Origin of the sequence: Serratia sp. UGAL515B_01 (genome assembly GCF_033095805.1) — a bacterium.
Lineage (GTDB): Bacteria > Pseudomonadota > Gammaproteobacteria > Enterobacterales > Enterobacteriaceae > Chania.
Window position 1 is genome coordinate 2,673,951 of the sequence record NZ_CP109901.1, and the last position, 15,990, is coordinate 2,689,940.

Genomic DNA, 15,990 nt, shown 5'->3' on the forward strand with positions numbered 1-15,990 from the left:
TGCGTTCTTCCTAACCTGTTCCCGCCGCTAAAGGCGAGAAAAATCATTGAAAAGTGCAAGACCCATTAACAGTACCAACAAGATCGAACCAATGCGGTAACTGTAGTCCTGTACCCGCTCAGAAACTGGCTTTCCCTTCAGCTTTTCTATCGCCAGGAAGAGAAGATGCCCACCATCTAATATCGGTAATGGGAATAGGTTGATGATACCAAGGTTGACACTAATCAACGCAAGAAACATCACATAATAGATAAACCCACCCTCTGCTGACGCCCCTGCTCCCTGTGCAATGGAAATCGGGCCACTCAGGTTGTTCAGCTTTACATCACCGGTAATTAATTTACCCAGCATACTGACCGTAAGCCGCATCAGTTGCCAGGTCTTCTCCCCAGCCTCATAAAGCGCCGAGAACGGTCCATACTGGCGAATCGTCTTATACTCGTCCGGTATAGGCAACACTTTCGGAATGATACCAGCAAAGCCCACTACTTTATCTTTTCCCACCGGTTTTGTATCCGGTATCAGCGTTAAAGACAAGGGGGCTCCGTTTCTTTCGATCCCTAAAACAAGTGATTGACCGGGTCCATTGTAGATCCGCTTGGCTAACGTTGCCCAACGCCCAAGCAACTCACCATCGACTTTAACGATCCTATCCCCTGCTTGTAAACCCGCCTTTTGTGCAGCAGAGCCTGGTTGCACTTCCGCCAACACCGATTCTATCTGTGGGCCACGCGGTATCATACCTAAAGAACGGACTGGATCTTCTTTATCCGGTTCAAAGCTCCACTGACGTAAATCCAGGATTTTCTTCGCTACTGCCGAGGCACTAAATGCTGAAACGCCAACCTCGGTCTGCGCATCACCAATTTTGCTAACCAGCGCCAAACGAACTGATTCCCAATCAGGCGTTTCGATACCGTCAACGGACTTAAGTTCCATACCTGCAGAAATTTCTGCTTTCGCAGCAATTGATTGCGGGACGATTTCACCAATGATCGGACGAAAACTAGGCACTCCGATTACGAACACAATCCAATAAGCAAAAATGGCGAACAGGAAGTTGGCGATAGGACCAGCACTAACAATCGCCGCACGCTGCCAAACCGTTTTATTATTAAATGCTTGATGCCGAATCTCCGGTGCGACCGTTTCTACACGTTCATCCAGCATTTTTACGTAGCCACCAAGAGGGATCATGGCAATAACAAACTCTGTACCCTGGCGATCGGTTCGTCGCCACAAAGCGCGGCCAAAACCAATCGAGAAACGCTCTACAAGAACACCACAGCGGCGAGCTACCCAAAAATGTCCAAACTCATGTACAGTAATCAATATCCCAAGAGCGATAATAAATGCGACCAAGTTCCAGAGTACGCCGATCATATAATCCTTTCACTCCCCCCGCCGATGACGGATTAAAACACTAACAACATCAAGCAGGCAAATACAGGCACTGCAGCGGTCAGACTATCAATACGATCCAGTATTCCGCCATGTCCGGGGATCAGGTGACCGCTATCTTTGATCCCTGCTTCACGTTTGAACATGCTCTCAGTGAGATCACCCAAAACCGAAGCGAGCACAGCGATAATTGAACAGACCAACAGCTGCACAGATTCTATGCTCAATGGAGCATAATGACTAAATAACCAAGAAATTACCGCGGAAGTCGCTAATCCCCCTATCAGCCCTTCCCAGGTTTTACCTGGTGAGACATTCGGTGCCAACTTATGCTTACCAAACAGCTTGCCAAACATATAGGCGCCAGAATCAGCCCCCCACACAAGCACCATAACGTACAGCAACCACCATGCACCGGTAAAATGATTGTTCGCATAATCTAGCTGACGTAATGCCAACATCCCCCAAAAAAACGGCACAATCGTCAACAAACCAAATACCAATCGCAAAGGGCGTGAATCACGCCATAGTGCTGTGGAACCCGGATAGAATAGCACTAATAGTAAAGCAGTCAGCCACCATATCAATGACAGCCACAGTGGGCCGCCAATCATCATTTGGTGAACAGAGTGGTGATAAGAAGGAATGCTGAGCATCATTAACGCCAGCAGAAAGCCACATATTATTGCTAACCAGATGCGCTGGGAACGTGCAGCATACCCAGCCAACTGCCCCCATTCCCAGGCAGCCAACATGCACACAGCGAGTGTAACCAAGGCAAAAGCCAGCGGTGGCAGGAAAAACAGCGCAACAATAACTATCGGAATTAAAATCAGAGCCGTTATGAGGCGATACTTCAGCAAAAGTTCCCCCTAGGACACATTGGCGTCAATAGGTGTTGTTCCCCCGAAGCGGCGCTCACGTTGTGCAAATGCATTCAGCGCACCTTCAAAGACAAGTTCATCAAAATCTGGCCAGAGTACATCAGTAAAGTAAAGCTCAGCATAAGCAATTTGCCAGAGCAGGAAGTTACTTATGCGATGTTCGCCCCCTGTGCGGATCACTAAATCCACGGGTGCCAGATCGCTCATACAGACATTTTCACTCAGCAACTCTTCATTGATTTGTTCCGGGCGTAATATGCCTTGCCGAACTTTCTCAGCAAGTTCTCTTACACCCTGAATGATATCCCAACGTCCGCCATAATTGGCGGCAACATTGAGTGTCAGACCATCGTTATTTTCTGTCAATTGTTCTGAACGGCGTATTCGCTCTTGCAAACGCATACTGAAACGGCTGATATCGCCAATCACGCGAAGCCTGACATTATGTTTATGCAAGCTTTTTACTTCACTGTCCAGAGCACGTACAAAAAGCTCCATCAAGGCGGACACCTCTTGGGCAGGACGGTTCCAGTTTTCGCTGCTAAAGGCATAAAGCGTGAGTGCATCCAAATGGTTACTGGCAGCGAAACTAACCGCACGCCGAACCGATTTCACTCCTGCTTTATGACCAAAGACACGTAACTTGCCCTGACGCTTGGCCCAACGTCCATTGCCGTCCATAATAATGGCAACATGCCGTGGCCCTTGAGACAATAGATTAGCTTCTTGCTGGTTTGCTAACGACATAACTGGTACTTATTTCCTCAATGTAAACGCAACAGCCTTTCCGGAACATCGGACCTTACGCGCAAAAAAAGCCGTGTGCCTGACACAGCTTTTCAGTCTGCTCGCCTTGCGCCCTGAGGACTGCCGAAAATGATTAGCATAAGTATCCTTGTTATCTGACACACTACGAACCTCGTTAACCGCAGTTTGCAAGATGGACGAGGACACCAATCAAGCCATTATTCAACGGTATACCGCTGAGAGATGAGACAGACTATATCACCTCCGAGAAGGCTGAACAAACGGCCCCACTGCCGTGCGCGCACTTTGCAAGCAAATTCAGACAATGTATCAAACCGTGCTACAAAAATTCACACCCCAGGTATAACAAAACACAGCTTTTTGATTAACGACGTAATGAACGAACAAAACCGCTAGCCACCTCACGAGCCTGACGATCGATATCTAAAACCATATCAATACCTGTCGGCTCTTGCAGCGCCAAACATTCAACAACTTTTTGGTTAACTACGAATATATCAGTAAACCGAATTTGTTCTTGTAAGAATGCCGCTACAGCGATCTCATTGGCAGCGTTAAGCGACGTTGTTGCAGCTTGGCCAGCTTCGAAAGCATCAATCGCCAAATACAGGCAAGGATAGCGCTCACGTTCTGGTTCACAAAAAGTCAACGCCCCCATGCGGCAGAAGTCTAGCGCGGCAACACCGGAATTGACCCGCTGCGGATAAGCCATGGCATGGGCAATCGGAGTACGCATATCGGGCGTTCCCAGTTGAGCCAAGACACTACCGTCAGCGTAACGCACCATGGAATGGATCACCGATTGAGGATGCAAGATAACTTCCATTTGTGCAGCAGAGGCATTAAATAACCAACGTGCTTCTATATATTCCAGACCTTTATTCATCATGGTGGCTGAATCCACGGAGATTTTTCGCCCCATCGACCAGTTAGGATGAGCACAGGCTTGATTCGGTGTCATCGTCACCAATTGCTCTAACGGTGTGGTGCGAAATGGGCCGCCCGACCCTGTCAAAACAATACGCGAGACGCCATGTTCTTCCAGTGAGACGGCACCCAATTGACGCTGGATACTTTCCGGTAGGCTCTGGAATATGGCATTGTGCTCACTATCGAGCGGCAGCAATTGTGCTTGGCTTTTTTGTACCGCGTCTATAAAAAGACGACCACAGGTGACCAATGATTCTTTGTTTGCCAACAGGACCTGTTTTCCGGCACGAATAGCCGCCAACGTAGGCAAAAGACCCGCAGCACCTACAATAGCCGCAGTCACTTGGTCAACATCATCTAACGCAGCCAGCTCGCAGGCGGCCTGCTCCCCCGCCAGCACTTCAGTTTTCACACCGTATTCCGCCAGCACTGCTCGTAACTCACTCGCGGATTTGTCATCGGCCATTGCCACATAGTCAGGATGGAACTCGATGCACTGTTGCGCCATTGCCGCCACATTATGGCCAGCTACCAGCGCTTTGATCGCAAAAAGGTCGGGATTCGCCCTGACAACAGCCAGAGTGCTGGTGCCCACAGAACCGGTGGAGCCCAGAATAGTCAGTTGCTTCATGAGTTCGCTCTGAATCACTGTATAATGAGGTCGGAGGTGCTCCAGTGTGTAACTGTAATCACCGCTTGTCCATACCTCTTGTCCTTCAAACTGCAACCCTATTATCTGTGCGTACAGACAATCGGAAGTATGACGGGTATACGCACAAAAAATAAAGCGCCGCTCAAGCGACGCTTTATTCATGCGCGATAAAGACTTAGAAGTCCATCAGCTCTTTTTCTTTATCTGCAAGAGCTGCATCAAGCAGCTTGATGTAGGCATCTGTCATTTTCTGGATGTCTTCTTGCGAACGACGGTCTTCGTCTTCACTGATTTGTTTGTCCTTCAGTAGCGCTTTAACTTTATCGTTAGCATCACGACGTACGTTACGCACAGCAACACGGCCTTGCTCAGCTTCGCCGCGGACGACTTTGATCAAATCCTTACGGCGTTCTTCCGTCAACGGAGGAAGCGGAACACGGATCACGCTACCAGCAGAACTAGGATTCAGACCAAGATCGGAAGACATAATCGCCTTTTCTACTGCTGAACCCAGAGAACGATCAAACAGGTTGATCGCAAGAGTACGGGAATCCTCTACGGTCACGTTAGCCAATTGGCGCAATGGCGTCGCAGACCCGTAGTACTCAACCATAATGCCATCCAGGATGCTTGGAGAAGCACGGCCAGTACGGATCTTGCTGATTTGGTTTTTGAATGCTTCTACACTTTTTTCCATACGTGTATCGGCATCTTTTCTGATTTCATTAATCACGTTGCGAACCCTTGGAAGCTGGTTACTTGGCAGGTAATACTCAATATTCCCTTCGACTTTCAAACTACTGCTTTGTTGACAACAGTTTGAAATTCATAAGGTTAAAGTACAACCCGTTTATACTCAACATACTTCAAATTGCCTGTACGCTGGCTTTAATCGCTCACCCAAGTCACTTACTGGAGTAAGCTCCCAGGGACTCGCCGCGTCGCCATCTTCACGCAACTCGAATTATTTAGAGTATATTTTACTCAAGAGGAGCAAATTTCGCTTGGCGTTATCTGCTCCCGCTAAATTTGGCCGAACAGCCGTTATTTGGTGATCAGCGTGCCTTCGTTTTCACCCATTACCACACGACGCAGCGCACCGGGTTTGTTCATATTGAACACGCGGATTGGCAAGCTGTGATCACGCGCAAGCGTGAAAGCAGCCAAGTCCATCACTTTCAGTTCCCGCTCCAGTACATCCTGATAGGTTAACTGCTCGAACAGCGTTGCATCCGGGTTTTTCATCGGATCAGCGGAGTATACACCATCGACTTTAGTTGCTTTCAATACCACGTCGGCTTCAATTTCTATCCCACGCAAGCAAGCCGCGGAATCGGTGGTAAAAAACGGATTACCCGTACCCGCAGAGAAAATCACCACGCGGTTATTGCGTAATAGGCTAATCGCCTCTGCCCAACTGTAATTATCACACACACCATTCAATGGAATTGCAGACATAAGGCGGGCGTTCACATAGGCACGGTGCAGTGCATCACGCATAGCCAAGCCGTTCATCACGGTAGCCAGCATTCCCATGTGGTCGCCCACTACGCGGTTCATGCCGGCTTGAGCCAAACCTGCACCACGGAAAAGATTACCACCACCAATAACTACACCGACCTGAATGCCCAATTCGACCAGCTCTTTGATTTCCTGAGCCATGCGATCCAAAACGCTGGCGTCGATTCCGAAACCTTCCTCCCCTTGCAGGGCTTCACCACTCAGTTTGAGCAGAATACGCTGATAAACGGGTTTTGCATTGGTTGCCATGGTGTTCTGTCCTAATGAAGCAGTAATAGTATTGAGGGTTCAGGTTATGCAATACGCTATACTATGCTCAGTATAGTCGCACAAGACGGTCATCGGTTTATCTCTGGCTAGATAGAATGGAACCGCCCTAACGGCGGTTCCATTAACAGGTATTAAGACTGTTTGCTCATTGCTGCAACTTCAGCAGCAAAATCGGTTTCAACTTTCTCAATACCTTCACCCACTTCAAAGCGGATGAAGTTGACCACATCAGCATTGTGCTCTTTCAGCAATTGACCAACGGTTTTATTCGGGTCAATAACGAAAGGCTGACCAGTCAAAGAAACTTCGCCGGTGAATTTCTTCATACGGCCTTCAACCATTTTCTCTGCGATTTCTTTCGGCTTACCAGACTGCATGGCGATGTCCAACTGAACCTGATACTCTTTTTCTACCACTTCAGCAGACACATCTTCAGGCTTCACGAATTCAGGCTTGCTTGCCGCAACATGCATAGCCAGTTGCTTAACCAGCTCTTCATCAGCGCCTTTAGCTGCAACCAGGACACCGATACGCGCACCGTGTAGGTAGCTACCCAGCACTTCGCCTTCCAGGGCAGCAACACGGCGGATATTGATGTTCTCACCGATTTTTGCCACCAGGGCTATACGTTCTTCTTCGAACTGCGCTTTCAGTACTTCAACGTCAGTGATTTTGCCTGCAACAGCAGCATCCAGCACTTTTTCAGCAAAGGCCTGGAAGCCGCCATCTTTGGCAACGAAGTCAGTCTGGCAGTTAACTTCCAAGATCATGGCGTAGTTACCTGCGATACGGGTTTTAATGACGCCGTCAGCAGCAACGTTGCCTGCTTTTTTAGCCGCTTTGATAGCGCCAGACTTACGCATGTTTTCGATTGACAGCTCGATGTCGCCATTGGCTTCGATCAAGGCTTTTTTACAATCCATCATGCCAGCGCCAGTACGCTCACGCAGTTCTTTTACCAGAGCAGCAGTAATATCAGCCATTTATTTTTCCTCGGTTATCTCACGCAGAGATAGTTCTCATTCAGATAAGCAAAAGGGGCCTTTACAGGCCCCCCTAACCAACATATTCAATACCTGGTTAATAAGGGCTTGACCTTATTATTCAGCTTCTACGAAGCTTTCTTCCGCCTGAACGGCCAGATCTTGAGAACGACCTTCACGGACGGCGGTAGCAACAGCATCCAGGTACAGTTTGATTGCACGGATTGCGTCGTCGTTACCAGGGATGATGAAGTCAACGCCGTCTGGATCGGAGTTGGTATCAACGATAGAGAATACCGGGATACCTAGGTTGTTGGCTTCTTTGATCGCGATATGTTCGTGATCGGCATCAATAACAAACAAAGCGTCTGGCAGACCACCCATGTCCTTGATACCACCCAGAGAGTTTTCCAGTTTTTCCAACTCACGGGTACGCATCAGCGCTTCTTTCTTGGTCAGCTTGTCAAAGGTACCGTCTTGAGACTGAACTTCCAGATCTTTCAAACGTTTGATTGACTGACGAACAGTTTTCCAGTTAGTCAGCATGCCACCTAACCAACGATGGTTCACGAAGAACTGATCGCAGCTGTTAGCATACTCTTTTACCGCTTCGCTTGCTGCGCGCTTAGTACCAACAAACAGGATCTTGCCTTTACGGGAAGAGATCTTGGTCAGTTCAGCCAGTGCTGCGTTGGCCATTGGTACGGTTTTTTCCAGGTTGATGATGTGAACCTTGTTACGAGCACCGAAGATGAAAGGCTTCATTTTCGGGTTCCAGTAACGAGTTTGGTGACCAAAGTGTACACCAGCCTGGAGCATGTCGCGCATGGAAACAGTTGCCATGATTAAACCTCTATAGATTGATTGGGGTTATGCCTCCACGTATCCCATAACGCCGACCCGGATAATGGTATGAACCACCTCAAGGCACCCCGGCGGATGTGTCGATACGTGTGTGTTATTTACACAATGTGAGTGCAGTTAAAGTACTTTGGCTGTATCCGAACCCAGCTCTTTTTAAGAGCCAACAAAACAAAGATGCGGATCTGCCGGCGCGCTTTATACCATAAATCAGCCCTCAGCACCAATTTTTGTTGTATTAAGTATGGTATTCAGAAATGAAATTTGGCAGCCTTGAGAAGGGCTGATACCATAAGCAAAAGCCCTTCCTTATACTGTCGACGATACAGGCACCTGTGGACTAATTTCATGGCAATCTCAATTAAAACACCCGATGACATTCAGAAAATGCGCATTGCGGGCCGGCTGGCTGCGGAAGTACTGGAAATCATCGAACCGTACGTTAAACCAGGCGTAACAACCGGTGAACTCGACAGAATCTGTCACGAACATATCACCAATACGCAACAGGCCATATCCGCCTGTCTGGGCTATCACGGTTTCCCCAAGTCTGTATGCATTTCGGTAAACGAAGTTGTTTGCCATGGTATTCCGAGCGACGACAAAATTTTGAAAGATGGAGATATTGTCAATATCGATGTCACCGTGATCAAAGAGGGTTTTCATGGCGACACGTCCAAGATGTTCATCGTCGGCAAACCCACTATTCTTGGGGAGCGCTTGTGCCGTATTACTCAGGAAAGTCTCTATCTGGCACTGAGAATGGTAAAACCAGGTATTCGGTTACGGACCTTGGGTAAGGCAATTCAGCAATATGTTGAAGCCGAGAAATTCTCCGTAGTACGCGAGTACTGCGGCCACGGCATTGGTGAAGTGTTCCATGAGGAACCACAGGTACTGCATTACGACGCTGATGATGGTGGCGTGGTGTTGCAACCAGGCATGGCCTTTACTATCGAACCGATGGTCAATGCTGGTGACTACCGCATCCGCATCATGAAAGATGGCTGGACGGTGAAAACCAAAGATCGCAGCTTGTCGGCACAGTATGAGCATACTATTGTGGTCACTGATAACGGCTGCGAAATAATGACATTGCGCAAGGATGACACTATCCCCAATATCATTACGCACGAACAGTAAGAACGCAGCTAATGCTGCCACTCTTGTGACAAGCCGGCTTCTGCCGGCTTTTTTATGGGCTGAAAATCATGTCTGAAAATCATCATGAGCCAGAAAAAACCGTCATTGTGCAACAGACCGTTCCTCCGCAACCGGAATATCCCACGGCTTACAGCGACGAAGAAATTAACCTGATTACGCTGAAACAACGCCTCGAACAGTTCCAACAATGGTTAGCGGCGGCTTTCGAGGCGGATTTAAGCGTAGAGAATCTGGTCAAAGCTCGCAGCGAGTTTATCGATCGATTATTACGGCGGTTATGGTTGTTCTACGGCTTTGAGGATTTTCCTGAAACCGCGCTGGTTGCGGTGGGCGGTTATGGCCGACGAGAATTGCACCCGCTGTCTGACATTGATGTACTGGTACTCAGCCAGTTTCATCTGAATGAACAGCAAGCTGCTCGCGTTGGCGAACTCATTACTCTGCTATGGGATCTGAAACTGGAGGTTGGCCACAGTGTCAGAACGCTAGAAGAGTGTCTACTGGAAGGGTTAGCTGACTTGACTGTCGCCACCAACCTGATCGAGTCACGTATGATTTGTGGCGATGTTGCCCTGTTTCTACAGATGCAAATGCACATTTTCAGCGACGGATTTTGGCCTTCACCAAAATTTTTTGATGCCAAAGTGATTGAACAACAGGAACGTCACCAACGTTACCACGGTACCAGCTATAACCTTGAACCCGATATCAAGAGCAGCCCAGGAGGGCTCCGCGATGTCCATACTTTGCTTTGGGTTGCTCGTCGTCATTTCGGGGCAACGTCTCTGGATGAAATGGTTGGTTTTGGTTTCCTGACTCAGACTGAGCGCGGCGAATTGAACGAATGCCTGAGTTTCCTTTGGAGAATTCGCTTTGCGCTTCACTTGGTATTAACACGTTATGACAATCGCCTGTTATTTGATCGCCAACTCAGCGTAGCCCAACTGTTGCGTTATCAGGGGGAAGGCAATGCGCCGGTAGAGCGTATGATGAAGGATTTCTATCGCATGACGCGCCGTGTCAGCGAGTTAAACCACATGCTGCTTCAACTGTTTGATGAAGCGATCCTGGCACTGGAGACCACGGAAAAACCACGCCCGCTGAACGATGAGTTTCAATTACGTGGCGATCTGATCGATCTGCGCGATGAAACATTGTTCATACGTCAACCTGAATCCATCATGCGCATGTTTTTCCTGATGGTACGCCACCGTGAGATCAAGGGTATCTACTCCACAACCGTGCGTCAGTTACGCCATGCACGTCGCCACTTGGTGCAACCTTTATGCACTATTCCTGAAGCCAGAGAATTATTTATGGCCATTCTGCGCCACCCCGGCGCGGTTTCACGAGCACTCGTTCCGATGCATCGCCACAGTGTACTGTGGGCTTACATGCCTCTATGGGGCAATATTGTCGGCCAAATGCAATTCGACCTGTTCCATGCTTACACCGTTGATGAACATACCGTTCGCGTGTTGCAAAAACTGGAAAGTTTTGCCGATGAAAAAACACGCTCTCACCACCCCTTGTGTGTAGAGCTTTATCCTCGTCTGCCTCAGCCTGAATTGCTGTTGCTGGCTGCTTTATTTCACGATATCGCCAAAGGTCGTGATGGCGATCATTCCATACTTGGTGCTCAGGATGCCTTAGAGTTCGCGGAATTACATGGCTTGAACTCGCGTGAAACTCAGTTGGTCGCCTGGCTGGTGCGCAGCCACCTATTGATGTCTGTAACGGCACAGCGACGCGATATTCAGGATCCTGCCGTTATTCAGCAATTCAGCAGCGAAGTGCAAAGTGAAACACGTCTGCGCTATCTTATTTGTCTGACAGTGGCCGACATCTGTGCCACCAACGAAACATTGTGGAACAGTTGGAAGCAGAGCCTGTTACGCGAACTGTATTTTGCCACAGAGAAACAGCTGCGCCGTGGCATGAAAAACACCCCGGATCTGCGCGAACGCGTCCGTCATCATCGTTTGCAGGCACTGGCTCTGTTGCGCATGGATAATATCAATGAAGAAGCGCTGCACCATATCTGGAGCCGTTGCCGCGCCGATTACTTCCTGCGGCATTCGCCTAACCAGCTTGCGTGGCACGCGCGCCACCTGCTGGCTCATGACCTGACTAAACCTCTCGTATTAGTCAGCCATCAGGCAACGCGCGGAGGAACTGAGATCTTCATTTGGAGTCCTGATCGCCCTTACCTGTTTGCCGCCGTTGCCGGTGAAATGGATCGGCGAAACCTCAGCGTGCATGACGCGCAAATTTTCACCAACCGTGATGGTATGGCCATGGATACATTTATTGTACTGGAGCCAGATGGCAACCCATTGGCACAAGACCGCCATGCAACCATACGCCATGCCCTGGAACAGGTCATCACCCAACGAGAGTACCAGCCACCACGAGGGCGTCGTCCGTCATCCAAGCTGCGCCATTTCAGTGTGTTAACCACCGTCAGCTTTCTGCCAACCCACAACGAACGTCGCAGCTATATGGAATTGACGGCCCTCGACCAACCTGGGCTGTTGGCTCGAGTAGGGGAAGTCTTTGCCGACCTGGGAATTTCATTACATGGTGCTCGCATTACTACTATCGGTGAGCGTGTTGAAGATTTGTTCATCCTCGCCGACGGCGATCGGCGTGCTCTAAGCCCTGAAATGCGCATAAACTTGGAACAACGGTTGACACAGGCCCTCAATCCAACCGATAAAATGTGATACAAGCAACCTTTCGTAAATAAAATCAGGACAGAGATCAGAATGCAGCAATTACAGAACATTATTGAAAGCGCCTTCGAACGCCGTGCAGATATTACTCCGGTTAACGTAGACACTGTGACGCGTGAAGCGGTAAACCAGGTGGTTGCTCTACTGGACAGCGGTGCTCTGCGCGTTGCCGAGAAGATCGACGATCAGTGGGTAACGCATCAGTGGCTGAAAAAAGCCGTGCTGCTCTCTTTTCGCATCAACGACAATAAAGTCATGGAGGGTTCTGAAACCCGCTATTACGACAAAGTACCGATGAAGTTTGCTGACTACGACGAAGCACGCTTCCAGAAAGAGGGATTCCGTGTGGTGCCGCCAGCCACCGTTCGTCAGGGCGCATTTATTGCTCGCAATTGTGTACTGATGCCATCTTACGTCAACATTGGGGCTTATGTAGATGAAGGCACCATGGTAGATACTTGGGCAACCGTCGGTTCCTGTGCACAAATTGGTAAAAACGTTCACCTGTCTGGTGGTGTTGGCATCGGTGGCGTGTTGGAACCACTACAGGCCAATCCAACGATCATTGAAGACAACTGCTTCATCGGTGCTCGCTCAGAAGTGGTTGAAGGGGTGGTCGTTGAAGAAGGATCCGTGATTTCCATGGGGGTTTACCTAGGGCAAAGTACCCGTATTTTCGATCGTGAAACGGGGGAAGTTCACTATGGCAGAGTGCCTGCTGGTTCAGTAGTGGTTTCTGGCAATCTCCCCTCCAAAGACGGTTCATACAGTCTGTATTGCGCGGTTATCGTCAAGAAGGTTGATGCTAAAACGCGCGGAAAAGTCGGGATTAACGAGTTATTACGCTCAATCGACTAATATGAAATGGCGGGTTAATCATCCGCCATTCTTTTACCTTCTAGTACGCGAACTGTCACCATTTTTGGTAACGGTATGCGGTGCCAAATGTAGGGGCACTATAAACTTACCTGTGTAAGTGACTAGGCTGAATGGAAAAAGTCAACATCGTTACAGCTTGAAAAAACAGCAGCGATGTAAAGTTAATTAAGAGGTGGCGCGATTATGTATGACAACCTGAAAAGCTTAGGAATCAACCAACCGGAAGATATTGATCGCTATAGCCTGCGTCAGGAGGCCAATAACGACATACTTAAAATTTACTTTCGCAAAGACAAAGGCGAATTCTTTGCCAAAAGCGTGAAATTCAAATATCCGCGCCAACGTAAGACCATTGTGGCTGACAATGCCGGTCAGGGTTATAAAGAAATCAATGAAATCAACCCAAACCTGCGTTATGTGATTGATGAACTTGATCAGCTATGCCATCGAGACCAGATAGAAGTAGATTTGAAACGTAAGATCCTGGATGACCTCCGCCATTTGGAAAGCGTCGTTTCCAACAAAATTGCCGAGATCGAGTCCGACCTGGAAAAACTGACTCGCAGTAGATAACAGGCGACTTGTTTACTGTGTGCCAAGAGACTCACATTTTTACTTATCGACTCTGTGATAGGGTGAGCTGGTAGTCAGGCTGCCGCCCTCAATGACGTAATAAACGAGTCATTAAAGGGGGGGATAGCCCAAATGGATTGTTACTGCTCACGCAGGCAAGACCTAATTCCTTAACGCTTATAACTTTGAGTCGTTAACGGATTAGGTTTTTTTTTGCCTTTGCAACGAGGAACCCGAACCACCTAAGGAAAATTGATGAAAATAGAAATATTTCCCAATGTAGAACAGCTCAATCGGCAAGCGGCAAATCACATACTACACGCAATGCGCCAATATCCTCACTTCAACTTTGCACCCACAGGTGGTTCGTCGCCTTTAGCTTTGTACCAGTTACTCATTCCCAACCTGCGTAAAGACCAACGCTACCAACACGTTCATTACTACACTCAGGATGAAGTTCCTTTCCATCCTTTCGAAAACGATAAAGGTGCTATTTATCACCATTTGCAACGTCATCTTTTCGCACCTGCCGGTATACCTGATGAACGTATCCACGCCTTGAACGGAAGTAATTATCTTCATGCGGATCGGCAGATAGCGAAGAATGGTGGCATCGATCTGTTATTGCTTGGCCTTGGCAGCGATGGACATATCGCTGCCAACCTGCCTGGTACCCCCTTTGACAGCAAAGCACACAAAATTGCCATCGATCGTAAAAATTCCGCACTGATGGCACTATTGGCAAATGAAGTTGGTGATGAAGAACGAGTCCCTGACGCCTATTTCTCATTAGGTATCAAAACCATCATGCAGGCTAAAAATATTCTTCTGCTGGTGACAGGGGAGAAAAAAGCGCAAATACTCAAGCAGGCGCTGGAAGGCCCACTGACGGAAGATATTCCCGCTTCAATACTTCGCCTTCATCCAGCATGCACGCTGTTTGCTGATATTACTGCAGCGCAACGCTTACAGGAAGTCGATTCAATACAAAGGCTTTGAATTATAAGCAGACGATAAAATCAATGCCTTAGGGGGAATTTGAAATGTGCTTGATTGCAGGCCACCAAGCACAAGGTTAGAGGGCATTACTTTAACAATGTCCCCCAATGTTCTATCCATGGGCGAGAGACCAATTCAGGCTCTGGCTGTTCCATCGCATCGATCTCTAATACTTCACCTACACGCGTTGCCCCTTGCTCTTGCAACAACGCATCAAAAGCGCGCCCGGCACCGCAGAAATTATCGTAGCTGCTGTCACCAAGAGCAATTAGGCCATAATGCAGTTCCGGTTGATAACCAACACGATCACGGATCGCATGGAATAACGGTGCAATACTATCAGGTAAGTCCCCCTGCCCGGTCGTGGAAGTAATCACCAATGCATAATGCTGGCGATAAAACTGCCAAGCTTCTAACGCACCTTCCTCGAATACCTTGACCTCATGGCCTAGCTCCTGAAGGATAGTTTCTGCTTCTTCTGCAACCAGCAACGAATTACCGTAAACCGTTCCTACGAAAATACCGATCTGAGCCATCTAATCTGCTCCTTTGAGCATAGCGAATAGTGTTCAGTTATCCTGACCGTTAGCCAGAGGAAACTCAACCCCGACAAATTCAGGGGCAACATCAGGCCAGCCGAACTGAACCATAACATCTTGCCAAATAGCATCCCACGGGGCAGAAATATTCAGAAGTTCACCGGTAACAGGATGAGTCAGTTGAACATGGGTCGCATGTAGCATAAGGCGAGAACAAGAAAAATGTTGAGCCATTCCGCGGTTTTGGCGTAGATCACCATGAGCAGTATCACCAATAATAGGATGACGGATATGCGTCATATGACGGCGTAGCTGGTGTTTACGACCCGTTTCGGGCTTTAGTTCAACCAGGCTATAGCGTGAAGTAGCATAACGGCCAATAGCCACTGGCATTTCAACCGTTGCTAGGGGCTGATAATGACTGACCGCCGCTTTGGGGCCTTTATCAGGGTTAGCATGTTTATCTGCCAGCTTATCGAGCTCTTCCGTCAGCGCGTAATCAATAGTCCCCCCCTGCAAGACATAACCACGTACCACTGCATGATAAGTTTTTTCTACCCTATGCTGTTCAAACTGCTGCGACAACAAACGCGCGACATCGCTGGACAGCGCCATAAGTAATACGCCAGAAGTGGGGCGATCGAGGCGGTGAACGGTAAATACGTGTTGACCAATCAGATCCCGTACGGTCTGCATCACAAACTGCTTTTCATGCCGATCCAACCAACTACGGTGTACCAACCAACCAGCGGGCTTGTTGACGGCAATCAGGTGTTCATCCTGATACAAAACTATCATATATAACCAATTCCATCTGTTTTTAGTGATTAC

15 protein-coding genes are annotated in these 15,990 nt (G+C 48.5%); 5 read left to right on the plus strand and 10 right to left on the minus strand.

What is annotated here, in order from left to right:
* Nucleotides 1-27: 27 nt before the first annotated feature.
* The 8 genes from rseP to rpsB form a co-directional block, all read right to left on the minus strand.
* Nucleotides 28-1,383, minus strand: coding sequence for a sigma E protease regulator RseP (rseP, locus tag OK023_RS11995; protein ID WP_317692943.1), 1,356 nt, complete (start codon nt 1,381-1,383; stop codon nt 28-30).
* A gap of 32 nt (nt 1,384-1,415) precedes the next feature.
* The gene (gene cdsA / locus OK023_RS12000) at nt 1,416-2,264 is read right to left on the minus strand and encodes a phosphatidate cytidylyltransferase (RefSeq protein ID WP_317692944.1); all 849 of its coding nucleotides are present in this window, start codon (nt 2,262-2,264) and stop codon (nt 1,416-1,418) included.
* Between the two features lie 9 nt (nt 2,265-2,273).
* The gene (gene ispU, locus OK023_RS12005) at nt 2,274-3,032 is read right to left on the minus strand and encodes a (2E,6E)-farnesyl-diphosphate-specific ditrans,polycis-undecaprenyl-diphosphate synthase (protein ID WP_317692945.1); all 759 of its coding nucleotides are present in this window, start codon (nt 3,030-3,032) and stop codon (nt 2,274-2,276) included.
* 385 nt (nt 3,033-3,417) lie between these two features.
* Nucleotides 3,418-4,614 (minus strand): 1-deoxy-D-xylulose-5-phosphate reductoisomerase, encoded by a 1,197-nt coding sequence (gene ispC, locus OK023_RS12010; RefSeq protein ID WP_317692946.1) that lies wholly within the window; start codon nt 4,612-4,614, stop codon nt 3,418-3,420.
* 196 nt (nt 4,615-4,810) lie between these two features.
* Nucleotides 4,811-5,368: a ribosome recycling factor gene (gene frr, locus OK023_RS12015; RefSeq protein ID WP_317692947.1), complete on the minus strand. Its 558-nt coding sequence runs from the start codon at nt 5,366-5,368 to the stop codon at nt 4,811-4,813.
* A gap of 311 nt (nt 5,369-5,679) precedes the next feature.
* The gene (gene pyrH, locus OK023_RS12020; RefSeq protein ID WP_317692948.1) at nt 5,680-6,405 is read right to left on the minus strand and encodes a UMP kinase; all 726 of its coding nucleotides are present in this window, start codon (nt 6,403-6,405) and stop codon (nt 5,680-5,682) included.
* Nucleotides 6,406-6,557: 152 nt separating this feature from the next.
* Nucleotides 6,558-7,409, minus strand: coding sequence for a translation elongation factor Ts (gene tsf, locus OK023_RS12025; protein ID WP_317692949.1), 852 nt, complete (start codon nt 7,407-7,409; stop codon nt 6,558-6,560).
* 117 nt (nt 7,410-7,526) lie between these two features.
* Nucleotides 7,527-8,252 (minus strand): 30S ribosomal protein S2, encoded by a 726-nt coding sequence (rpsB, locus tag OK023_RS12030; RefSeq protein WP_317692950.1) that lies wholly within the window; start codon nt 8,250-8,252, stop codon nt 7,527-7,529.
* 366 nt (nt 8,253-8,618) lie between these two features.
* On the opposite strand from rpsB, the gene map reads away from it, so the two are divergent.
* From map to OK023_RS12055, 5 genes are all read left to right on the plus strand, one after another.
* Entirely contained in the window at nt 8,619-9,413 is a 795-nt protein-coding gene (map, locus tag OK023_RS12035) for a type I methionyl aminopeptidase (protein WP_317692951.1), read from the plus strand.
* A 68-nt stretch (nt 9,414-9,481) separates the two neighbouring features.
* Complete coding sequence (glnD, locus tag OK023_RS12040) at nt 9,482-12,160, plus strand: bifunctional uridylyltransferase/uridylyl-removing protein GlnD (RefSeq protein WP_317692952.1); 2,679 nt, start codon at nt 9,482-9,484, stop codon at nt 12,158-12,160.
* Nucleotides 12,161-12,202: 42 nt separating this feature from the next.
* Nucleotides 12,203-13,027 carry a 2,3,4,5-tetrahydropyridine-2,6-dicarboxylate N-succinyltransferase gene (gene dapD / locus OK023_RS12045; RefSeq protein WP_317692953.1) on the plus strand — a complete coding sequence of 275 codons (825 nt, stop codon included), beginning with the start codon at nt 12,203-12,205 and terminating at the stop codon, nt 13,025-13,027.
* 204 nt (nt 13,028-13,231) lie between these two features.
* Complete coding sequence (locus OK023_RS12050) at nt 13,232-13,621, plus strand: DUF3461 family protein (protein WP_317692954.1); 390 nt, start codon at nt 13,232-13,234, stop codon at nt 13,619-13,621.
* Between the two features lie 255 nt (nt 13,622-13,876).
* Nucleotides 13,877-14,620 (plus strand): 6-phosphogluconolactonase, encoded by a 744-nt coding sequence (locus tag OK023_RS12055; RefSeq protein WP_317692956.1) that lies wholly within the window; start codon nt 13,877-13,879, stop codon nt 14,618-14,620.
* Nucleotides 14,621-14,706: 86 nt separating this feature from the next.
* Here the strand turns inward: OK023_RS12055 and OK023_RS12060 are convergent, their stop codons facing one another.
* Both OK023_RS12060 and truC read right to left on the minus strand, forming a co-directional pair.
* Nucleotides 14,707-15,156, minus strand: a complete 450-nt coding sequence (locus OK023_RS12060) for a flavodoxin (RefSeq protein ID WP_317692957.1) — start codon at nt 15,154-15,156, stop codon at nt 14,707-14,709.
* Nucleotides 15,157-15,189: 33 nt separating this feature from the next.
* Nucleotides 15,190-15,957: a tRNA pseudouridine(65) synthase TruC gene (gene truC, locus OK023_RS12065; RefSeq protein ID WP_317692958.1), complete on the minus strand. Its 768-nt coding sequence runs from the start codon at nt 15,955-15,957 to the stop codon at nt 15,190-15,192.
* Nucleotides 15,958-15,990 lie beyond the last annotated feature (33 nt).

Coding starts and splice junctions, on each gene's coding strand:
- rseP (WP_317692943.1), bottom strand. CDS start 1,383: ATGATCGGCGTACTCTGGAACTTGGTCGCATTTATTATCGCTCTTGGG.
- ispU (WP_317692945.1), bottom strand. CDS start 3,032: ATGTCGTTAGCAAACCAGCAAGAAGCTAATCTATTGTCTCAAGGGCCA.
- ispC (WP_317692946.1), bottom strand. CDS start 4,614: ATGAAGCAACTGACTATTCTGGGCTCCACCGGTTCTGTGGGCACCAGC.
- pyrH (WP_317692948.1), bottom strand. CDS start 6,405: ATGGCAACCAATGCAAAACCCGTTTATCAGCGTATTCTGCTCAAACTG.
- tsf (WP_317692949.1), bottom strand. CDS start 7,409: ATGGCTGATATTACTGCTGCTCTGGTAAAAGAACTGCGTGAGCGTACT.
- rpsB (WP_317692950.1), bottom strand. CDS start 8,252: ATGGCAACTGTTTCCATGCGCGACATGCTCCAGGCTGGTGTACACTTT.
- map (WP_317692951.1), top strand. CDS start 8,619: ATGGCAATCTCAATTAAAACACCCGATGACATTCAGAAAATGCGCATT.
- glnD (WP_317692952.1), top strand. CDS start 9,482: ATGTCTGAAAATCATCATGAGCCAGAAAAAACCGTCATTGTGCAACAG.
- dapD (WP_317692953.1), top strand. CDS start 12,203: ATGCAGCAATTACAGAACATTATTGAAAGCGCCTTCGAACGCCGTGCA.
- OK023_RS12050 (WP_317692954.1), top strand. CDS start 13,232: ATGTATGACAACCTGAAAAGCTTAGGAATCAACCAACCGGAAGATATT.
- OK023_RS12055 (WP_317692956.1), top strand. CDS start 13,877: ATGAAAATAGAAATATTTCCCAATGTAGAACAGCTCAATCGGCAAGCG.
- OK023_RS12060 (WP_317692957.1), bottom strand. CDS start 15,156: ATGGCTCAGATCGGTATTTTCGTAGGAACGGTTTACGGTAATTCGTTG.
- truC (WP_317692958.1), bottom strand. CDS start 15,957: ATGATAGTTTTGTATCAGGATGAACACCTGATTGCCGTCAACAAGCCC.